The organism is Polynucleobacter sp. JS-JIR-5-A7 (genome assembly GCF_018687935.1).
Classification (GTDB): domain Bacteria; phylum Pseudomonadota; class Gammaproteobacteria; order Burkholderiales; family Burkholderiaceae; genus Polynucleobacter.
In genome coordinates, this window is record NZ_CP061308.1 from 1,070,198 (window position 1) to 1,088,503 (window position 18,306).

18 protein-coding genes are annotated in these 18,306 nt (G+C 46.3%); 5 read left to right on the forward strand and 13 right to left on the reverse strand.

From position 1 onward, the window contains the following. Positions 1 to 67: 67 nt before the first annotated feature. Together pgeF and AOC29_RS05535 are read right to left on the reverse strand one after the other, a co-directional pair. Complete coding sequence (pgeF, locus tag AOC29_RS05530; RefSeq protein WP_215297206.1) at positions 68 to 832, reverse strand: peptidoglycan editing factor PgeF; 765 nt, start codon at positions 830 to 832, stop codon at positions 68 to 70. Continuing rightward, the gene (locus AOC29_RS05535; protein ID WP_251370079.1) at positions 825 to 1,868 is read right to left on the reverse strand and encodes an RluA family pseudouridine synthase; all 1,044 of its coding nucleotides are present in this window, start codon (positions 1,866 to 1,868) and stop codon (positions 825 to 827) included. Before AOC29_RS05535 ends, pgeF begins: the two co-directional genes overlap by 8 nt. 20 nt (positions 1,869 to 1,888) lie before the next feature. Here AOC29_RS05535 and AOC29_RS05540 point away from each other — a divergent pair, with 20 nt between their 5' ends. Beyond that, positions 1,889 to 2,776: an outer membrane protein assembly factor BamD gene (locus tag AOC29_RS05540; RefSeq protein WP_215297207.1), complete on the forward strand. Its 888-nt coding sequence runs from the start codon at positions 1,889 to 1,891 to the stop codon at positions 2,774 to 2,776. 61 nt (positions 2,777 to 2,837) lie between these two features. Here the strand turns inward: AOC29_RS05540 and alr are convergent, their stop codons facing one another. After that, complete coding sequence (alr, locus tag AOC29_RS05545) at positions 2,838 to 3,938, reverse strand: alanine racemase (protein WP_215297380.1); 1,101 nt, start codon at positions 3,936 to 3,938, stop codon at positions 2,838 to 2,840. Between the two features lie 74 nt (positions 3,939 to 4,012). Between alr and lplT the strand changes: the two genes are divergently transcribed. After that, positions 4,013 to 5,332: a lysophospholipid transporter LplT gene (lplT, locus tag AOC29_RS05550; RefSeq protein WP_215297209.1), complete on the forward strand. Its 1,320-nt coding sequence runs from the start codon at positions 4,013 to 4,015 to the stop codon at positions 5,330 to 5,332. Positions 5,333 to 5,344: 12 nt separating this feature from the next. Here the strand turns inward: lplT and AOC29_RS05555 are convergent, their stop codons facing one another. From AOC29_RS05555 to scpA, 8 genes are read right to left on the reverse strand one after another with little or no spacing between them, the layout of a single operon-like run. Next, positions 5,345 to 5,866 (reverse strand): DNA polymerase III subunit psi, encoded by a 522-nt coding sequence (locus tag AOC29_RS05555; RefSeq protein WP_215297211.1) that lies wholly within the window; start codon positions 5,864 to 5,866, stop codon positions 5,345 to 5,347. Further along, a complete protein-coding gene (gene rimI, locus AOC29_RS05560) occupies positions 5,863 to 6,390 on the reverse strand; it encodes a ribosomal protein S18-alanine N-acetyltransferase (protein ID WP_215297213.1) in 528 nt (175 codons plus the stop codon). Before rimI ends, AOC29_RS05555 begins: the two co-directional genes overlap by 4 nt. Beyond that, positions 6,390 to 7,121 carry a tRNA (adenosine(37)-N6)-threonylcarbamoyltransferase complex dimerization subunit type 1 TsaB gene (tsaB, locus tag AOC29_RS05565; RefSeq protein ID WP_251370080.1) on the reverse strand — a complete coding sequence of 244 codons (732 nt, stop codon included), beginning with the start codon at positions 7,119 to 7,121 and terminating at the stop codon, positions 6,390 to 6,392. The genes rimI and tsaB overlap by 1 nt, the downstream gene beginning before the upstream one ends. Before the next feature lie 40 nt (positions 7,122 to 7,161). Then, entirely contained in the window at positions 7,162 to 7,629 is a 468-nt protein-coding gene (locus AOC29_RS05570; RefSeq protein ID WP_215297215.1) for a VOC family protein, read from the reverse strand. 15 nt (positions 7,630 to 7,644) lie between these two features. Next, complete coding sequence (accC, locus tag AOC29_RS05575) at positions 7,645 to 9,669, reverse strand: acetyl-CoA carboxylase biotin carboxylase subunit (RefSeq protein ID WP_215297384.1); 2,025 nt, start codon at positions 9,667 to 9,669, stop codon at positions 7,645 to 7,647. Positions 9,670 to 9,696: 27 nt separating this feature from the next. Next, positions 9,697 to 11,229: an acyl-CoA carboxylase subunit beta gene (locus AOC29_RS05580; protein WP_215297217.1), complete on the reverse strand. Its 1,533-nt coding sequence runs from the start codon at positions 11,227 to 11,229 to the stop codon at positions 9,697 to 9,699. A gap of 11 nt (positions 11,230 to 11,240) precedes the next feature. Beyond that, positions 11,241 to 12,266, reverse strand: coding sequence for a methylmalonyl Co-A mutase-associated GTPase MeaB (gene meaB, locus AOC29_RS05585; RefSeq protein WP_215294611.1), 1,026 nt, complete (start codon positions 12,264 to 12,266; stop codon positions 11,241 to 11,243). A gap of 24 nt (positions 12,267 to 12,290) precedes the next feature. Further along, positions 12,291 to 14,417, reverse strand: a complete 2,127-nt coding sequence (gene scpA / locus AOC29_RS05590; protein WP_371819554.1) for a methylmalonyl-CoA mutase — start codon at positions 14,415 to 14,417, stop codon at positions 12,291 to 12,293. Between the two features lie 151 nt (positions 14,418 to 14,568). On the opposite strand from scpA, the gene AOC29_RS05595 reads away from it, so the two are divergent. Beyond that, on the forward strand, positions 14,569 to 15,207 hold the full coding sequence (locus AOC29_RS05595) for a GntR family transcriptional regulator (RefSeq protein ID WP_215294614.1): 639 nt from the start codon (positions 14,569 to 14,571) through the stop codon (positions 15,205 to 15,207). An 85-nt stretch (positions 15,208 to 15,292) separates the two neighbouring features. Here AOC29_RS05595 and AOC29_RS05600 read toward each other — a convergent pair whose 3' ends face one another. Beyond that, the gene (locus AOC29_RS05600; protein WP_215294616.1) at positions 15,293 to 15,646 is read right to left on the reverse strand and encodes a cytochrome c; all 354 of its coding nucleotides are present in this window, start codon (positions 15,644 to 15,646) and stop codon (positions 15,293 to 15,295) included. A 13-nt stretch (positions 15,647 to 15,659) separates the two neighbouring features. Then, positions 15,660 to 16,025 carry a cytochrome c gene (locus tag AOC29_RS05605; RefSeq protein ID WP_215294618.1) on the reverse strand — a complete coding sequence of 122 codons (366 nt, stop codon included), beginning with the start codon at positions 16,023 to 16,025 and terminating at the stop codon, positions 15,660 to 15,662. 173 nt (positions 16,026 to 16,198) lie between these two features. On the opposite strand from AOC29_RS05605, the gene AOC29_RS05610 reads away from it, so the two are divergent. Next, positions 16,199 to 17,080, forward strand: a complete 882-nt coding sequence (locus tag AOC29_RS05610; protein ID WP_215294621.1) for a MoxR family ATPase — start codon at positions 16,199 to 16,201, stop codon at positions 17,078 to 17,080. Positions 17,081 to 17,099: 19 nt separating this feature from the next. Continuing rightward, positions 17,100 to 18,275 carry a VWA domain-containing protein gene (locus AOC29_RS05615; protein WP_215294622.1) on the forward strand — a complete coding sequence of 392 codons (1,176 nt, stop codon included), beginning with the start codon at positions 17,100 to 17,102 and terminating at the stop codon, positions 18,273 to 18,275. The last annotated feature ends 31 nt before the right edge of the window (positions 18,276 to 18,306 follow it).

Here is an 18,306-nt window from a genome sequence, read left to right on the forward strand (position 1 = left end):
TACGCAATAACCCTAGCTAAATTCTGAATCTAGTAGTAACCCTCACATGGGGGAAAACATAGAGGGGTTACTTAGCGTCAGATATCCAGATGAGACTTGCAAACCTACCAGTTTCTCCATCACGGCGATAGGAGAAAAATTGATCTGCCTGCGTGACTGTGCAATATTGACCACCAAAAATCTGATCAACGCCTACGGACTCAAGTCTGCTACGTGCCAATAAGTAAATGTCAGCTAAATACTTTCCTGGTTTTTCAGCAATTGGTGAAAAAGCGGATTGGGGATATGAAATCCCAAAATCCTGAAATGCATTAAGCACGTCTTGCCCTACTTCAAAAGCCTGAGGCCCAATCGCGGGTCCAAGCCAAGCGATGATGTTTTTATCTGCATCCTGACTGATAAGCTTTGTCATTTCAGTGACCGTATTTTCCAAAACGCCTGCACATAAGCCTCTCCAGCCAGCATGGGCTGCACCAATCACCGTACCGCTCTGATTTGTGAATAACACAGGCAAACAATCGGCGGTCATGATGGCCAAGACTTCATTGGGGATGTTAGTCACGACTGCATCAGCTTCTAGCAATCGTGTGCTAGGTGTGCTTACTTTGACACCATGGATTTGCTTTAACCAAATAGGGTCAGCTGGCAGATAAGTTCTCAAAAGCGCCCGATTGGCTAATACGTTCTCAGGCAAATCACCCACATGATCCCCAAGATTGAACGAATCAAAAGGCGCTAGACTAACTCCACCAGTTCTTTTAGTGACTAGAGTCTGGATTGATAAGGGCGCATCCCACTCTGGTTTTAAGAATCCATTAGTCAGACTAGTCATGAGTGCGTTCGTTATGAATAGAAGCTAATACAGTTGCCTCTTGAGGAAGATCCGCTTCCGACATGCCAACCTGGGGCAACAACTGCATTAAATCCAGTGGTGGCAAACGAAACCAGCTAACCAGCTCTTGCGTTACAGGGTGCTGCAGACTCAGCGCAAAGGCATGTAATGCTTGACGCTCAAATGACAGACTTTTTGCTACGCCCGGAGTTTTCTTGCGATAGACCGGGTCCCCAAGCAATGGAAATCCGAGTGATTCGAGATGCACCCGAATCTGATGAGTACGCCCCGTCTCTAAACGACATTCCAATAAAGCAAGGGGTGATTCTAAAAATGTTGATTTCGCTAAGCGTCTAAATAATGTTGCTGCTGGTTTACCTTGTGGACTGCCTGCCGCCATCTTTAAACGATCACGTTGATCTCGACCAACCGATGCCAACACCTTGCCTTGACTAGGAGCCCCTCCCCAAACCCAGGCTAAATATCTTCGGCCTACGGTTCTATCTTGCAGTTGTCTGACGAGAGAGGTTTGAGCTTGAGCGGTTCTCGCAACCACCATCAAGCCAGAGGTATCTTTATCTAGTCGATGCACAATACCTGCCCGCGGTAAAGATTTGAGTTCTGGGTATTTAAATAGCAGCCCATTTAACAAAGTTCCCGACCAATTACCCGCTGCGGGATGCACTACTAGACCTGGGGGTTTATTGATCACAATGATGGCATCGTCCTCGTAAACCACTTCCAAAGGGATGTTTTCTGGACTAAAGGCAAATTGCTCCGGCATTTCTTGCGGAAATACCTTAATGCTCTCGCCACCTCTCAGTAAATAACGGGCTTTGGTGACCTTGCCGTCAACCATCACAGCACCCGTTTCTACCCAGGTCTTTAGCCGATTCCGTGAATAATCTGGCAAAGAGCCCGCTAGTACCTTGTCGAGGCGTTCACCAGCCATCTCCGGGGGAATTTCCAGGGAGATGAAATCCTCTTCATCGATATAATCAACAGGATTCGAATCAGGAGTTTGCGGCAATGCCACGCTTAAAGAGCCTTTCAGTTATGTCCGACGTAATATCAGACCCCAGTTTAAGGCTTGCTGGGTCACCTGCCCCTCAAAAAATCATTCCCCGTTCAAGCATGGGTTTACTCACCCTGCTTTTGACTTGCATGTGTGCTTTATTGGTTTTAAGTGGCTGTGCTGGTAGTGATGGGCAAAAGGATGACACTGATATTTGGTCAGAATCTAAACTCTACTCAGAAGCAACCGATAAATTAAATGATGGTGACTTTGCGAAGTGCGGCAAATATTTTGACAAATTAGAGGCCCGTTTTCCTTTTGGACCGTATTCACAGCAAGCCCAAATTAATGCCGCCTATTGTTATTGGAAAGCGCAAGAGCAAACTCAAGCACTGGTAGCGATCGATCGTTTCATCAAATTACATCAAGGTAGCCCTACCTTGGACTACGCCTACTATCTCAAAGGTCTCATTACCTTTAACGATGATTTAGGATGGCTTGGTAAATTTACAGGGCAAGATTTAAGTGAACGCGATCCGAAGGCTGCTAAAGAAGCATTTGAATCCTTCAAAACAGTTGTTGAGCGCTTCCCCAATAGCAAATATGCGCCAGACTCATTGGATCGCATGCGCTATATCGTGAACTCACTGGCTGAGGCAGACGTGATCGTTGCCCGTTTCTACTATCAACGGGGCGCCTATCTGGCTTCTGCAAACCGCGCGCAACTGGTGATCCGTGATTACGACCGTGCTCCAGCCGTAGAAGAGGCTCTGTATCTCTTGACGAAGTCCTACGAAAAATTGGGTATGACTCAATTAAGTAATGACACTGCGCGTGTTTTTAAACTGAACTTCCCAGACAGTCAAATGCTAGAAACTGGACAACGTGTTCAAAAAGAACGCAAATGGTGGCAGATCTGGAATAAGTAATCTAGCGTTTGCAATAACGTTATAAAGGATCCTCTTCAATAGAGGATTTTTTATTGAAAGTCTATTTAATCGCGACTGGCACTCTTGGCGCTACCGCACAAAGCAGCTCGTAGCCAATAGTGTCACTCATGCGTGCCACCTCATCTACTGGAACCTGGTCACCCCAGAGCTCTACGACACTGCCGATCTTGGCGTTTGGTGCATTTCGTAAATCTACACTCAACATATCCATAGATACCCGCCCAACGATCGGACAAATAATGCCGCCACCTGCTTTACTATCATCACCGACCCAAACCGGTGTGCCATCCTTTGCCTGACGTGGATAACCATCCGCATAACCGCAAGCCACTATGCCAATCCGCATGTTCTCAGAAGCTTCATAACGACCGCCATATCCTATGCGATCACCTGCTTGAAGATCTTGAATATCAATAATCTCACTCTGCAGCTGCATCACCGCTTTGAGATGAGCATGCTCAATGTCCGAATATAGGCCTGTAGGAGATGCGCCATAGAGCATGATGCCAGGACGCACCCAGTCGCCGAGAGCATTGCGATGCCATAGAATTGCTGCGGAGTTTGCTAAAGAGGTAGGTGCCTCAAGGCCTTCAATAGTTTGATTGAATAGCTCTAACTGACTATCGACTGTAGGCTGACGATCAATTTGATCTGCATTAGCAAAATGCGTCATGTGATGCATGCGGTAAGCTGCGGCATGAAGACGATGAAAGGCCGTTCTATAGGCGGCTGGTTTTAAACCCAGACGATTCATGCCCGTGTTCATTTTCAGAAAAACACTAATGGGCTTGTGGACTTTATCTGCATAACGTTCGAGCCACTCGATTTGCGCTTCACAGTGGACCACCAAATCACAATGCAATTCCTGGCTTAGGCCCATTTCACTCTCATGAAATAAGCCTTCTAACAGCAAAATTCGCCCTTGCCAGCCATTTTCTCTTAACCAAACCGCATCCTGTATATCTAATAATGCAAACCCGTCAGTTGATTCAAGGCCCTTGAGCGCCGCCTCAAAACAATGCCCATATGCCCTAGCCTTAATAACGGACCAAATTTTTGACTCCGGGGCAAGCTCCCGAACACGGTTTAAGTTATGCTGAAAGGCATGTGAATGAATAGATGCCAAAATTGGTCTATTGATTAAGCTATTAACCGAAGCGCTCATATCCACCCCTCCTTTCATGTTTTAATTGTATTAATGACTAGATTGTACGAATGAACCGTAGTTTTTACATCATTATGGCGGCGCAATTTTTTTCGTCGCTTGCTGATAACGCATTGCTGATTGCAGCAATTGCCCTCTTGGCCCAGCTTAGCGCTCCGGCCTGGATGACTCCTTTGCTTAAATTGTTCTTCGTTTTATCGTATGTTGTGCTGGCTGCCTTTGTTGGTGCGTTTGCTGATTCTCGCCCCAAAGGTAATGTCATGTTCATTACTAACACGATTAAATTCGTTGGTTGTGTGGCAATGCTCTTTGGTGGGCACCCTTTATTGTCTTACGCTATTGTTGGTCTCGGTGCTGCAGCCTACTCTCCTGCAAAGTATGGCATCTTGACGGAATTGCTTCCTCCTGAAAAGTTGGTTGCCGCCAATGGTTGGATTGAGGGATTGACAGTAGGCTCTATCATTTTGGGTACGGTATTAGGGGGTGTTTTAATTAGTAGCACCGTCTCGCAAAGCCTGCTTTCCTTGGATATGCCGAGCATTGATACCGGCATAGATACACCCGCAGAATCAGCAATCCTCATCATCATGATGATTTATGTCATCGCCGCATTAATCAATCTGAAGATTCCAGATACCGGCGCACGCTATGTGGCCCAGAAAACCAATCCCATAGAATTAATTAAAGATTTCTCCGTCTGCTTTAAGACGCTTTGGGATGATCGCCTGGGTCAAATCTCTTTGGCGGTGACTACCTTGTTCTGGGGTGCTGGCGCCACCTTGCAGTTCATTGTGATTAAGTGGGCACAGGTAGCGCTGCATATGAATCTCTCACAAGGCGCTATTTTGCAAGCCATTTCCGCGGTTGGCGTTGCTGGCGGAGCGGTCTGGGCGGCTTGGCGCGTACCTTTGCGCAATTCACTCAATGTACTTCCCTATGGAATCGCCATGGGGCTGGTTGTTTGCGTATTAGCGATTTACAACTCCGATATGTTGCCAAATACGCCATTGCTGACAATAGGCAAAATGCAAGTTACCTTAAATCTATTGCCGGCTTATTTCTTACTCATTTTGGTGGGCTGGTTAGCGGGATATTTTGTGGTGCCCATGAATGCGCTATTGCAACATCGTGGTCATGTACTGATGTCAGCTGGACATTCCATCGCAGTGCAAAACTTCAATGAAAATATTTCGGTATTGGGAATGCTGGCGATGTACTCATTATTAATCTGGCTTGATCTACCGGTTCAATACGTCATCATTGGATTTGGCTTAGTGGTGAGTCTCATCATGTGGCTAGTGATTCGGCGTCATGCCCGCAACCAAGCTGAATATGACTCTATGCACCTTATCGGTGAACACAAGCACTAAGACAGCACTAGATTAAGTATTTTGTAGGATAGATTTAGCCAGCAAGAGGTCTTGCCAAAGCAGGGTCTTATCTTTTGACTTTGTTGCTAATTGAGCCAAATCGAAAGTGGCAACCACCGGAATCTCATCATCATTTCCGGTGTTCAGAGCCAAGATCGTCTCGCGCAACTGCGGCAATGGATCACGCTCACCCGTAATTTTTTGTGCTGTCGGGCCGCCAAAGGCGATAGCAACTAGCGGGACAGCATTTTCTGACGCATGCATTTTAGAAAGATTGTCATTTGGGCTTTTCCACGACCATTCATTACTCGCTAAGCCTAAAACACGAATGACATTCTGAAACAATATCTGGGCATCACCCTGGGGTTGGCTTCCAAAAAACCACCAATGTGCCTTGGGGGCACTTTCAGTTGATACCGCTACATTTACTACAAGCTGTGACTGCGTGACATTGGCAACTTCAGCCGAACCATCCCGCGCAGTCCACTCTGTAATGCCCATTTCTTTTAAGAAGCTTGAATGCGTGTTGGTCATGACTCTAGCTTAATCGATTTAGCCATCACGATGGCATCTTCTCGATTACCAGGCCCTTCGCTGGCAGGATAATAATTTTTGCGCACCCCGATTTGTTCATACCCAAGCTTTTGATACAGGGCGACAGCAGACTCATTGGAAGGCCTTACCTCAAGAATAATGCGTGGCATGTTCTGCTGTGAAGCGACGCCTTCAATGGTTGCCATCATGCGCGTTCCTAGCCCTAGTTGGCGTAACTTAGGGGCAACAGTGATATTTAAAAGATGTAACTCATCTACCGCTGGATACAGAATGCAATAAGCCCACAGGACTTGCGGATCAAGATAGCTCCCTGGCATTGCATTCGCTTGATCAAGCTGTGGTCTGATGCAATAAGCCCAATGACCTGCAGCCAAGGAATCGGAAAAATTACCTCTAGTCCATGGATGAATATGAGAAATCGATTCGATTGCCAGGACATCATCTAGATCAGCCACCTGCATCGGCATAAAGGTTAGCTCAGCGCCATCATCCTGCATAGTCATTACCGCGTACCTTTTTTGAAGGCAATTTCACGTTCATTCGTCGTGAAAGCAACTTTATTGCGCACATAGAGTGGCTCTAGCTGATTGACCGAGATTTGCTGTCCAGCCTTAAACATCTGTTGAGCTAGCTCTAAGATGCCCAATGCGGAAATGGAGATTTCTGGATCAAGCGCTTCACTGGGAAAAGAATGATTTACAAATAAGCGCTCGCCAAATTCTTTAATCGCGCTACCAGCAAGGTATTGGATATTCCTTAAATCAATCTCTTCAGGCTTTGAAAGTTGGATATTGCCAATACGTAAAGGAAGGGATGTGGAGTCATTGAATTCATACTTCGCCCAATAGATCTCGCCCATACGAGCATCAACAGCAATCACAAATTGAGTTGGCTTGATCTTGGCAAAATGAGGTGTTTTGCTCAGTTGCGCCGCAATGGCATCCAAGCTAGCAACTGGCAGGACGGGTAGATTTGCCGCTATCGCAAGACCTTGAACTGCTGCAAGGCCTAAACGCACCCCAGTAAATGCGCCCGGGCCAATACCTATCGCAATCGCATCAAGTTGAGAAAGTTGCTGATTTGCTTGGGCCAGTAAATTTTCAATCCAAGGCAATAAGCATTGGCTAGCGCCCGCCGACACCAATTCGTGTCGGAGCTGAGGTGCTGAATCACCTAAAGATAAAGCCACCGAACACCAAGCTGAGGAAGTGTCGATGGCCAATAATCGCGTCAATTCAAGTTCGCTTTATGGTTGTGATTATCTAAAGACTAAATTATGAACGCAATCCCGCGATGACTTCAGGAGGAGCTTGAACCAACTCAATGAGGACGCCCTCTCCACTGATCGGAAATTCATCGTTACCCTTGGGATGGACAAAGGTGATGTCGTAGCCCGCAGCGCCCTTGCGAATACCTCCAGGAGCAAAACGTAAGCCATTAGCGGAGAGCCATTCAACCGCCTTAGGAAGGTCATCCACCCACAATCCGATGTGATTGAGGGGTGTTTGATGTACGGCAGGCTTTTTCTCAATATCCAATGGTTGCATCAGATCTACTTCTATCTCATGGGCACCGTTTCCAATCGCACAAATATCTTCATCCACGTTTTCACGCTCCGAGACAAAGGTAGTTTTGTACTCAAAGCCGAGCATCTCTACCCAAAGTTTTTTGAGGCGATCTTTGCTTGTGCCGCCAATAGCGATTTGTTGAATACCGAGAATTTTGAACGGTTTAGCTGTCATGGATGATGGTCCTGCTTATTCAAAACGAATGATGAGTTGATCTACCGCCAAGCTTTCACCTTCTTTGGCGCAGATTTCTGAAACAATCCCATCCTGTGCTGCAGAGATTGTGTTCTCCATCTTCATCGCTTCAATTGAAGCTAATTTTTGACCCGCTGTGACGGCTTCACCCACCTTAACAGCAAGTTTCGTGAGCAAACCTGGCATGGGAGACATCACCAACTTCGAGGTATCTGGTGGAAGCTTTACTGGCATGCGACGCTGGAGTTCGGCCCCTAATGGACTCAACACCATACATTCGTAATGCGCGCCATCAAGTACTAAGTAGAGCCGAACACCCTTGCGCTCTACTTGTGCCGTAATCTTGCTGGTACGGTTAATCGTGGCATGTAAAGCCAGCTGACCTGGACGCCAATCACTCTCAATGTCATAACGGCTAACACCATCTGCATCATCAATATATACAGAATAGATGCCATCTTTTAATTCAATGCGCACTGCCTCTTCATACGGATCAATCATTGATCCTGTTTTCTTACCAGTGACCACGACAAACTTCTTGGCAATCACCATTTCGTGACCAGCCAATTGACCATCAATCATCTTGATATGCTCAAGATAGCGATAGCGCATAAAGGCAGCTAGGGCTGCAAGGCGTTTTGGGTCTGCAGGCTGCACAGAATCCTTCTTAAAGCCTTCTGGATATTCTTCAGCGATAAAGCCCGTTGTGAAATCGCCATTCACGAAACGGGGATGTTGCAGTAAAGCAGCCTGAAACGGTATATTCGAATGAATACCGCGAATGACAAAATCATTCAAGGCAGCACGCATCTTTTCAATTGCCTCAGCACGATCTTTGCCGTGCACGATTAACTTCGCAATCATAGAGTCGTAGTACATCGGAATTTCACCGCCTTCGTATACACCGGTATCTACTCGTACTCCATTAATGGACTCCGGTGGACGATATTTCACAAGACGGCCTGTGGATGGTAGGAAGTTGCGAAATGGATCATCTGCATTAATGCGACACTCCATTGACCAACCATCCAACTTCACATCCGCTTGTTTAAATGCTAACTTTTCCCCAGCCGCTACCCGAATCATCTGCTCAACCAAGTCAAGACCAGTAATGCTTTCCGTTACGGGATGTTCCACCTGCAAGCGCGTATTCATCTCTAAGAAGTAGAAAGACTTATCTTTGCCTACCACGAACTCCACAGTGCCAGCAGACTGGTAGTTCACAGCTTTAGCAAGGGCAACGGCTTGCTCACCCATCGCTTTACGGGTAACAGGATCAATAAATGGAGATGGCGCCTCTTCGATCACCTTTTGGTGACGACGCTGAATTGAGCAATCGCGTTCATTCAGATAGACTACGTTGCCATGTGAATCACCCAAGACCTGAATCTCAATATGACGCGGACCTTCCACAAACTTCTCAATAAAGATCCGATCATCGCCAAAACTATTCATCGCTTCGGTTTTGCAGGCAGCAAAACCTTCGGCTGCTTCGTGATCATTCGAGGCAACACGTAAACCTTTACCCCCACCGCCAGCAGAAGCCTTTATCATGACTGGGTAGCCAATACCTTGCGCAATTTTTACCGCCTCATCTGTTGTGGCAATTGCCTCGTTGTGGCCAGGGATCGTGTTGACCTTGGCTTCTGATGCCAGCTTTTTGGAGGCAATTTTGTCGCCCATTGCTGCAATCGATTCATGCTTCGGACCAATAAAGACAATGCCCTCTTCTTCACATCGGTTAGCAAATTGCTCATTCTCGGATAAGAAACCATATCCTGGATGGACTGCTTCAGCACCAGTATCTTTGCAGGCTTGAATAATACGATCCATTACAAGATAGGATTCACGGGAAGGCGCCGGTCCAATACAGATGGCTTCATCCGCCATCTGAACGTGACGCGCCTCTTTATCTGCCTCAGAATAAACAGCCACTGTCTTGATGCCCATTTTTTTGGCGGTTTTCATGACACGGCAAGCAATCTCTCCGCGATTAGCAATCAAAATTTTCTTAAACATTTTCGTAGTCATCATCTATCAGCGCCTTTACAGAGGGATATTGCCGTGTTTACGCGCAGGATTTTTTAAATCCTTATCTTTGAGCATTGCGAGCGAACGGGCAATCCGTTTGCGAGTCTCATGCGGGAGGATGACATCGTCAATATAGCCACGACGCCCTGCAACAAAGGGGTTTGCAAACTTGGCTTTGTACTCTGCTTCACGGGCAGCGATCTTTATTGGCTCAGATTTTTCTTCACGAAATATAATCTCGACCGCACCCTTAGGGCCCATCACCGCAATCTCTGCTGAAGGCCAAGCAAAATTCACGTCGCCACGCAAGTGCTTAGAGGCCATCACGTCATAAGCGCCACCATAGGCTTTACGAGTAATCAAGGTCACTTTAGGTACAGTGCAATCTGCATAGGCATAGAGTAACTTCGCACCGTGTTTAATAATGCCGCCATATTCTTGGGCGGTACCTGGCATAAAGCCTGGCACATCAACTAAAGTCACTACCGGAATATTGAAGGCATCACAGAAACGGACAAAACGCGCTGCCTTGATAGATGCCTTGATATCTAAGCAACCAGCCAAGACTAATGGTTGGTTCGCAACAATACCAATAGAGCGACCTTCCATGCGAGCAAAGCCAATCACGATGTTCTTAGCATAGTCGGGTTGAAGTTCAAAGAACACGCCATCATCCACAATCTTTTCAATCAACTCTTTCATGTCATAAGGTTGATTTGGATTAGATGGCACTAAGGTATCGAGAGAAAAATCAGGCTCTTCTGTGCGGTTTGCCCCTTTGATCAAGGGCGGTTTTTCACGGTTAGAAAGCGGCAAGTAGTTAAAGAAGCGACGCAACATCATGATGGCATCCACATCATTGTCAAAGGCCAAGTCGCAAACACCAGAAACGGTTGAGTGCGTTACTGCCCCACCCAACTCCTCAGAAGTCACGTCCTCATGAGTCACGGTCTTAACCACTTCCGGACCAGTAACAAACATATAAGAGCTGTCTTTCACCATGAAGATGAAATCCGTCAACGCCGGCGAATACACGGCTCCACCAGCAGACGGGCCCATGATTAAGGAGATTTGTGGAATCACTCCTGAGGCTGTGACGTTACGCTGGAAAATCTCTGCATAGCCACCTAATGAAGCTACGCCCTCTTGGATACGCGCACCACCTGAGTCATTCAAACCAATCACGGGAGCACCGACTTTGAGCGCTTGGTCCATGATCTTGCAAATCTTCTCAGCATGGGCTTCTGATAATGAGCCGCCAAGAACCGTAAAGTCTTGTGAGAACACAAATACCAAACGACCATTGATCATTCCATAACCAGTCACAACGCCATCACCTGGCACTGTTTGATCGGCCATGCCAAAGTCGTGGCAACGATGCTCTACGAACATATCCCACTCTTCAAAAGTGCCAGCATCGAGTAAGAGCTCGATACGCTCACGAGCAGTTAACTTGCCCTTAGCGTGCTGAGCCTGAATACGCTTTTGGCCACCGCCTAAGCGTGCTAGCTCGCGCTTTGCTTCCAGTTGTTGAATGATGTCTTGCATTGCCCGACTCCTTAGAAAAATTCGTGTCCCATGGACTCCAATAGGCGTCTTGCTGCTACTGAAGGCGCCATGGTTCCCTGGTTTACTTGTGCCACTAAGCTTGGTAGAAGCGCTTGAACCGCTTCATTACTACGAAATGCATTCTTTAAGCCAGCATCAATACGATCCCACATCCAGGCACCAGCCTGTTGCTGACGACGTGAATCAAACTTACCATTGGCTTGCTGCAGTTTTTGAAAATGCGTGACCTTATCCCACAACTCAGGAACACCTTTGCCCTCTAAAGCGCTTAATGTCATGACAGTGGGATGCCAAAAGTCTTCATCGTGCGAAGCATGGTCAGGATTTCCCTGGAAGCCCAAGAGACGTAATGAACTGGTGATAAAAAGTTGCGCGCGCATTGCCGCAGCTGGATCTAGATCAACCTTATTGATCACAATCAGATCTGCGATCTCCATGACGCCTTTTTTAATCGCTTGCAAATCATCGCCAGCATTGGGTAATTGAAGTAGCAAGAACATATCCGTCATGCCTGCGACTGCAATCTCACTTTGACCAACACCGACTGTTTCAACGATGATGATGTCAAAGCCAGCAGCCTCTGCCACCAGCATGGCCTCACGGGTTTTTTCAGCAACACCTCCGAGCGTCAATGACGATGGGCTGGGGCGAATGAAGGCATTCTCTAGAACGGATAAACGCTCCATACGCGTTTTATCCCCCAGAATGGAGCCGCCTGACAAACTAGAGGAAGGATCGATTGCAAGTACGGCAACACGATGTCCCTTTTCAATTAAATACAGACCAAGCGTTTCAATGAGCGTTGATTTACCAACCCCTGGAACTCCCGAAATACCTAAGCGAAAGGACTTGCCTGTTTTAGGTAAAAGCGCATTAAGGACATCATCAGCGCGCTTGCGATGATCTAAGCGAGTGGATTCCAACAAGGTAATGACCTTTGCCAATGCACGTCGCTGTTTAAGCGAGGGTGCGCCAGTAAGATCGGCTATTAGCGCTAGGTCGGCAACTTCAAGCATGCTCGTAAATAAGTTAGTTTTGTATCAAACAGGTTTTACAGATTGACGAATTTGCTCAAGCACATCCTTTGCTGAAGCTGGAATTGGGGTGCCTGGACCATAAATTCCTTTGACGCCCGCTTCATAAAGAAAATCGTAGTCTTGTCTTGGGATTACACCGCCGACAAAGACAATAATGTCATCAGAACCTTGTTTCTTCAATTCAGCAATGATGGCTGGTACTAGAGTTTTATGACCTGCCGCTAAAGTCGATACACCTAGAGCATGAACGTCATTCTCAATCGCCTGACGGGCGCATTCTTCAGGTGTTTGAAATAAGGGTCCGATATCCACATCGAAGCCCAAATCCGCATAGGCAGTTGCTACGACTTTAGCCCCACGGTCATGCCCATCTTGGCCTAGTTTGGCAATCATCACGCGAGGGCGACGACCAAACTCTTTAGCAAAGTCAGCGATTTCAGTTTGTAATTTTGCCCAGCCCTCGGCTGAGTCATAAGCAGCTGCATACACTCCGGTCACCTTTTGAGTATCGGCGCGATGGCGCCCGTAAACTTTCTCTAACGCATCAGACACTTCACCAACGGTCGCACGCAAACGAATTGCATTAACAGATAACTCCAACAAATTACCGGAGTGATCTTCTGCAGCCTTAGTTAAAGCCTCTAATGCAGCCTCTACTTTTTTACTGTCGCGCTTGGCTTTGATTTGGTTCAAACGCGCGACTTGACCTTCACGAACCTTGTCGTTATCGATCATTAATACATCCACAAGATCTTCCTTGCCCAGCTTATATTTATTGACGCCAACAATCACGTCAGTGCCTGAATCGATCTTGGCTTGTTTTTCAGCTGCTGCTGCCTCAATCTTGAGCTTAGCCCAACCACTTTCAACTGCCTTTGTCATGCCGCCCATCGCATCAACCTCTTGAATAATGTCCCAAGCTTTATCGGCCATCTCTTGAGTGAGGCTCTCCATCATGTAAGAACCAGCCCAGGGATCGATCACGCTAGTAATGTGGGTTTCTTCCTGAAGTATCAACTGCGTATTACGGGCAATGCGGCTTGAAAACTCAGAAGGCAAAGCGATTGCCTCGTCTAGGGAATTGGTATGCAAGGATTGAGTGCCCCCAAAGACAGCAGCCATTGCTTCAACCGTAGTTCTCACGACATTGTTATAGGGGTCTTGTTCTGTCAATGACCAGCCCGAAGTTTGACAATGCGTCCGCAACATCAAAGACTTTGGATTCTGTGGTTCAAATGATTTCATAATGCGCCACCACAGCAAGCGTGCCGCACGTAATTTAGCAACTTCCAAGTAGAAGTTCATGCCGATTGCAAAGAAGAATGAAAGACGCCCAGCAAAGTCATCAACATCCAAACCTTTAGCAAGCGCTGTTTTGACATATTCCTTACCGTCAGCCAAGGTGAATGCCAATTCCAATACTTGGTTTGCTCCAGCTTCTTGCATGTGATAACCCGATATCGAGATCGAGTTAAATTTCGGCATGTGTTGCGCGGTGTACTCAATGATGTCGCCAATAATGCGCATCGAAGGTTCTGGCGGGTAAATATAGGTATTACGCACCATGAACTCTTTCAGAATATCGTTCTGAATGGTGCCTGATAGCAGTTCTTGCTTAACACCTTGCTCTTCGCCAGCAACAATATAGCCCGCTAACACTGGCAATACAGCACCATTCATCGTCATCGATACAGACACTTTGTCCAGCGGAATACCATCGAACAAAATCTTCATATCTTCTACAGAGTCAATGGCGACGCCTGCCTTACCAACGTCACCCGTAACGCGTGGATGATCAGAGTCATAACCTCGATGTGTTGCCAAGTCGAATGCAACAGAGACACCTTGCCCACCCGCATCTAATGCTTTGCGATAAAAGGCATTCGATTCTTCTGCAGTGGAGAATCCTGCGTACTGACGAATCGTCCATGGCCTCACGGAATACATCGTTGCTTGTGGTCCGCGCACATAAGGCTCGAAACCAGGCAAAGTATCGGTGTAATTTAAGTTCTCTGTGTCTAATGAGGTGTAAAGCGCTTTTAACTGAATACCATCAGGAGTATTCCAGCCCAGCTTATCCACATCGCCATTTGGTGCTGATTTTTGGGCAGACTTTTTCCAAGTCTCTATATTGACTTCTGGAAATGATGGCCATGCACTAGCTGGACTTTTCTTTTCTGAACTCACAAAGCACTCCCGTTTGATATGTTGCATTGCATCTAAGATTTTGTAATTCTGCTTGACTATTTGGAATTTGTCTAGATATCATGTATTCATAATTATGGATACAAAACTGAATAATCGACCTCTATACGAAGATGTAGCCGATCGCCTCCGGGAGCAAATATTTGCTAAGGAACTAGCTCCTGGAAGTTGGCTAGATGAACAACGCTTAGCAGAACAATTTGGAATCAGTCGAACCCCGATGCGCGAAGCTATTAAAGTACTGGCCTCTGAGGGGCTAGTGACAATCAAAATGCGCCGTGGAGCCTATGTCACTGAGGTCACCAGAAAAGATTTAGAGCAAATTTTTACCATCCTCTCACTGCTGGAAGGTGAAGCAGCCAGGGAAACCGCTGCTAAAGCAAGCGAAGATGAGTTAAATCAATTGGACTATTGGCATCACCGTCTTGAAAAGGCAGCCGCAGATCGAGATATTGAGCAATTTTTCGAGATTAATGGCAAATTTCATGAATTAATCCAAGAAATCGCCGGAAATCGCTGGATGAATGGGGTCATTGCAGATCTTCGTAAGGTGCTTAAATTACATCGGAAGGATTCTCTAACCAGTACAGGAAGACTACAAAACTCTCTAGTGGAGCATCGTGACATCCTCAACGCCCTATTGAAAAGAGACCAAACTGGGGCTGAAACTGCTATGCGCAAACACTTTGCGAGAGGCTTAGAAGCTTTGAGATAAAAGTTTTTACTATAAATAACAAAGGCTTAGAAGATTATTCTAAGCCTTTGTATTGAATACCCAATGAAGAGCTGCTGAAACGGATTTACTTCTTAATAACGAAGTTTCCAGACAAAGAGGCAACATAAGCTGCAATGTCCTGCATGTCAGCATCAGAGAATGCCTGAACTTGCGAGCCCATCACAGCATTATTACGTCCATATTGAGCATTTCCATTGCCTACTTTGTAAGCTTTCAAGGCGTAATAAATGTAATCAGGATATTGACCAGCCAATTTTGGGTAGGCAGGCAGGATCGGTGCATTTAAACCAGCACCATGGCAAGAAGCGCAATTGGCTTTCTCAACTAAAGCTTGACCTTTTTCAACGCTGGCAGCGTTAGCAACATGAACCAAGCCAATACTGGAAAGCAAAACTGCTATAACTAGTGCAAATTTCATAAACGTGTCTCTATCACTTCAATGGGTTGTTAGGTGAGCTGGCAGTTTGCGCAGCATAGTATTCGCCAATATCAGCCATATCTTGGTCAGACAAGCTAGCGGCGATAGCTCGCATAGATGGATGCTTTCTGTTGCCCTTCTTGTATTCAGCTAAGGAGGAAGCAATGTAAGCGGCATTTTGGCCGCCCAACATAGGCACTCTGTAAACCAACGGATAGTCAGCACGGTAATCAGGGATGGAATGGCAGCCAACACAAAGCCAAACCTTGCCGTTGCCCGCAGCCGCATTGCCTTTAACTGCATCAGCCTGAGCGGCAAATCCAGTTAATGCTATACCAGCACAAACAAGCAATCGAGTAAGAATGGAGAGTTTTTTCATAGAAATCTATATTTATCAGTTTGATTTAAATCAACCACCGTGAGTATAGCGGAGAGATGCTCTCCCAACCACGATTTCCCCATTTCTGATCTCTAAATCAAGAGAAATACTGAAGATTGGGCACTATTTCCCTATACTTAATCATCCGATAAAAGACCTCTAGATTGCCTCTCATGACCCACCCACTCAACACATCCTCTGCCCAAAATTCAAAGCGCTTTGACGGTAGTCAAAGCTATGTTGCGACCGATGACCTCAAACTGGCAGTGAATGCAGCGATAGCGCTTCAGCGCCCCCTGTTAATCAAAGGTGAGCCAGGTACAGGCAAAACCATGCTGGCTGAAGAAGTCGCAGCCGCTCTCAAAATGCCACTCTTGCAGTGGCATATCAAGTCCACTACCAAAGCACAGCAAGGTTTATATGAATACGACGCTGTCAGTCGTTTACGCGATTCTCAACTGGGCGATGAAAAGGTTAAAGATATTCGCAACTACATAGTCAAAGGTGTTTTATGGCAAGCCTTTGAAGCAAACGAACCCACTGTTTTGCTCATCGATGAAATTGATAAGGCAGACATTGAATTTCCGAATGACCTTTTGCGTGAAATTGATCGCATGGAATTCTATGTCTATGAAACCCGCGAGCTGATTAAGGCAAAGCATCGCCCTCTCGTCATCATTACCTCCAATAATGAAAAAGAATTACCAGATGCCTTTTTGCGCCGCTGCTTCTTTCATTACATCACTTTCCCTGATGCTAAAACTATGCAAAGTATCGTGGATGTGCATCACCCCAGTATCAAACAAGATCTCCTAGAGGCGGCCCTCAAAGCCTTTTACCAAATACGCTCGCTGCCAGGCCTGAAGAAGAAGCCCTCTACCTCTGAACTCATTGACTGGCTCAAGCTTTTATTGGCAGAAGACATTCCTCCAGATGCACTCTATAGTCAAGATGACAAGATCGTTGTTCCTCCACTGCACGGCGCTTTATTAAAGAATGAACAAGATGTTCATTTATTTGAGCGCTTAGTGATGATGAATCGTAACCATCGCTAATTGCTCTTAGGCTCATGCGATGTTAATTCAATTCTTTCTCAATCTGAAAGAGGTTAAGGTACCGGTTTCAGTAAGAGAGTTTTTGACTCTCTTAGAGGCATTAAAGTCAGGGGTCATCAACCCGTCGATCGATGAGTTTTACCAACTCTCGCGAATGACGCTCGTGAAAGACGAGCAACACTTTGATCGCTTTGACCAGGTATTTGGCTCGTACTTTAAAGGTGTTGAGCAAATCATCGCCCTCGCTCCCGATATTCCAATGGAGTGGCTAGAAAAGAAACTACAACGCGTTTTAACCGATGAAGAAAAAGTGGCACTCCAAAAACTGGGCGGTCCAGAAGCGCTTAAGAAACGTCTTGAAGAATTACTGAAAGAGCAAAAAGATTGGCATGGTGGTGGCAATAAATGGATTGGGGCTGGCGGCTCCTCGCCTTTTGGGCATAGTGGCTATCACCCAGAGGGCATTCGAATTGGCGGGGAAAGCGCAGGCAATCGCACTGCCATCAAAGTATGGGAGGCTCGAGAATTTAAGGATTACGACAGTGATCTTGCCTTGGGCACCCGCAATATCAAAGTTGCATTACGGCGTCTTCGTCGCTTTGCTCGAGAGGGTTCAGTGTTAGAGCTCGATTTAGATAAGACCATACATTCGACTGCTGCGAATGCTGGCATGCTCGATATTCAGATGCGACCTGAGCGACATAATCAAGTCAAAGTATTGCTTCTCATGGATGTCGGCGGCTCGATGGATGACCACATCAAGCAGATAGGAGAATTATTCTCCGCTGCCAAAGCAGAGTTTAAGCATCTGGAGTATTACTATTTTCATAATTGCGTTTATGAAAATCTCTGGCAAAGTAATCGTCGTCGCAGAGATCAAGTCACTTCTACGCAAGACATCATCAATAAATATGGTCCTGACTACAAACTGATTTTTGTAGGTGATGCCACCATGTCACCTTATGAAATCTTGAGCCCAAATGGCTCAGTTGAATATAACAATCAAGAGGCTGGCGCCGTTTGGATTAACCGCCTCTTAGATCACTTCCCTCACTTTGCCTGGCTTAATCCAGAGCCAGAATCCATTTGGGAGTATCGACAATCCATCGACATCATGAAAAACCTTATGAAGGATCATATGTATCCAGTGACCTTAAATGGTCTCGAGAGCGCAATGCGTCAGCTCTCGAAATAATTAAGCAGTAAGATTCTTTCATTAAATATCT

Excerpts from the sequence above, each read along its gene's own strand:
- pgeF (WP_215297206.1), bottom strand. The coding sequence starts at position 832 with ATGACTAGTCTGACTAATGGATTCTTAAAACCAGAGTGGGATGCGCCC.
- AOC29_RS05540 (WP_215297207.1), top strand. The coding sequence starts at position 1,889 with ATGTCCGACGTAATATCAGACCCCAGTTTAAGGCTTGCTGGGTCACCT.
- lplT (WP_215297209.1), top strand. The coding sequence starts at position 4,013 with ATGAACCGTAGTTTTTACATCATTATGGCGGCGCAATTTTTTTCGTCG.
- AOC29_RS05555 (WP_215297211.1), bottom strand. The coding sequence starts at position 5,866 with ATGACCAACACGCATTCAAGCTTCTTAAAAGAAATGGGCATTACAGAG.
- rimI (WP_215297213.1), bottom strand. The coding sequence starts at position 6,390 with ATGACTATGCAGGATGATGGCGCTGAGCTAACCTTTATGCCGATGCAG.
- AOC29_RS05570 (WP_215297215.1), bottom strand. The coding sequence starts at position 7,629 with ATGACAGCTAAACCGTTCAAAATTCTCGGTATTCAACAAATCGCTATT.
- accC (WP_215297384.1), bottom strand. The coding sequence starts at position 9,669 with ATGTTTAAGAAAATTTTGATTGCTAATCGCGGAGAGATTGCTTGCCGT.
- AOC29_RS05580 (WP_215297217.1), bottom strand. The coding sequence starts at position 11,229 with ATGCAAGACATCATTCAACAACTGGAAGCAAAGCGCGAGCTAGCACGC.
- meaB (WP_215294611.1), bottom strand. The coding sequence starts at position 12,266 with ATGCTTGAAGTTGCCGACCTAGCGCTAATAGCCGATCTTACTGGCGCA.
- AOC29_RS05595 (WP_215294614.1), top strand. The coding sequence starts at position 14,569 with ATGGATACAAAACTGAATAATCGACCTCTATACGAAGATGTAGCCGAT.
- AOC29_RS05600 (WP_215294616.1), bottom strand. The coding sequence starts at position 15,646 with ATGAAATTTGCACTAGTTATAGCAGTTTTGCTTTCCAGTATTGGCTTG.
- AOC29_RS05605 (WP_215294618.1), bottom strand. The coding sequence starts at position 16,025 with ATGAAAAAACTCTCCATTCTTACTCGATTGCTTGTTTGTGCTGGTATA.
- AOC29_RS05610 (WP_215294621.1), top strand. The coding sequence starts at position 16,199 with ATGACCCACCCACTCAACACATCCTCTGCCCAAAATTCAAAGCGCTTT.
- AOC29_RS05615 (WP_215294622.1), top strand. The coding sequence starts at position 17,100 with ATGTTAATTCAATTCTTTCTCAATCTGAAAGAGGTTAAGGTACCGGTT.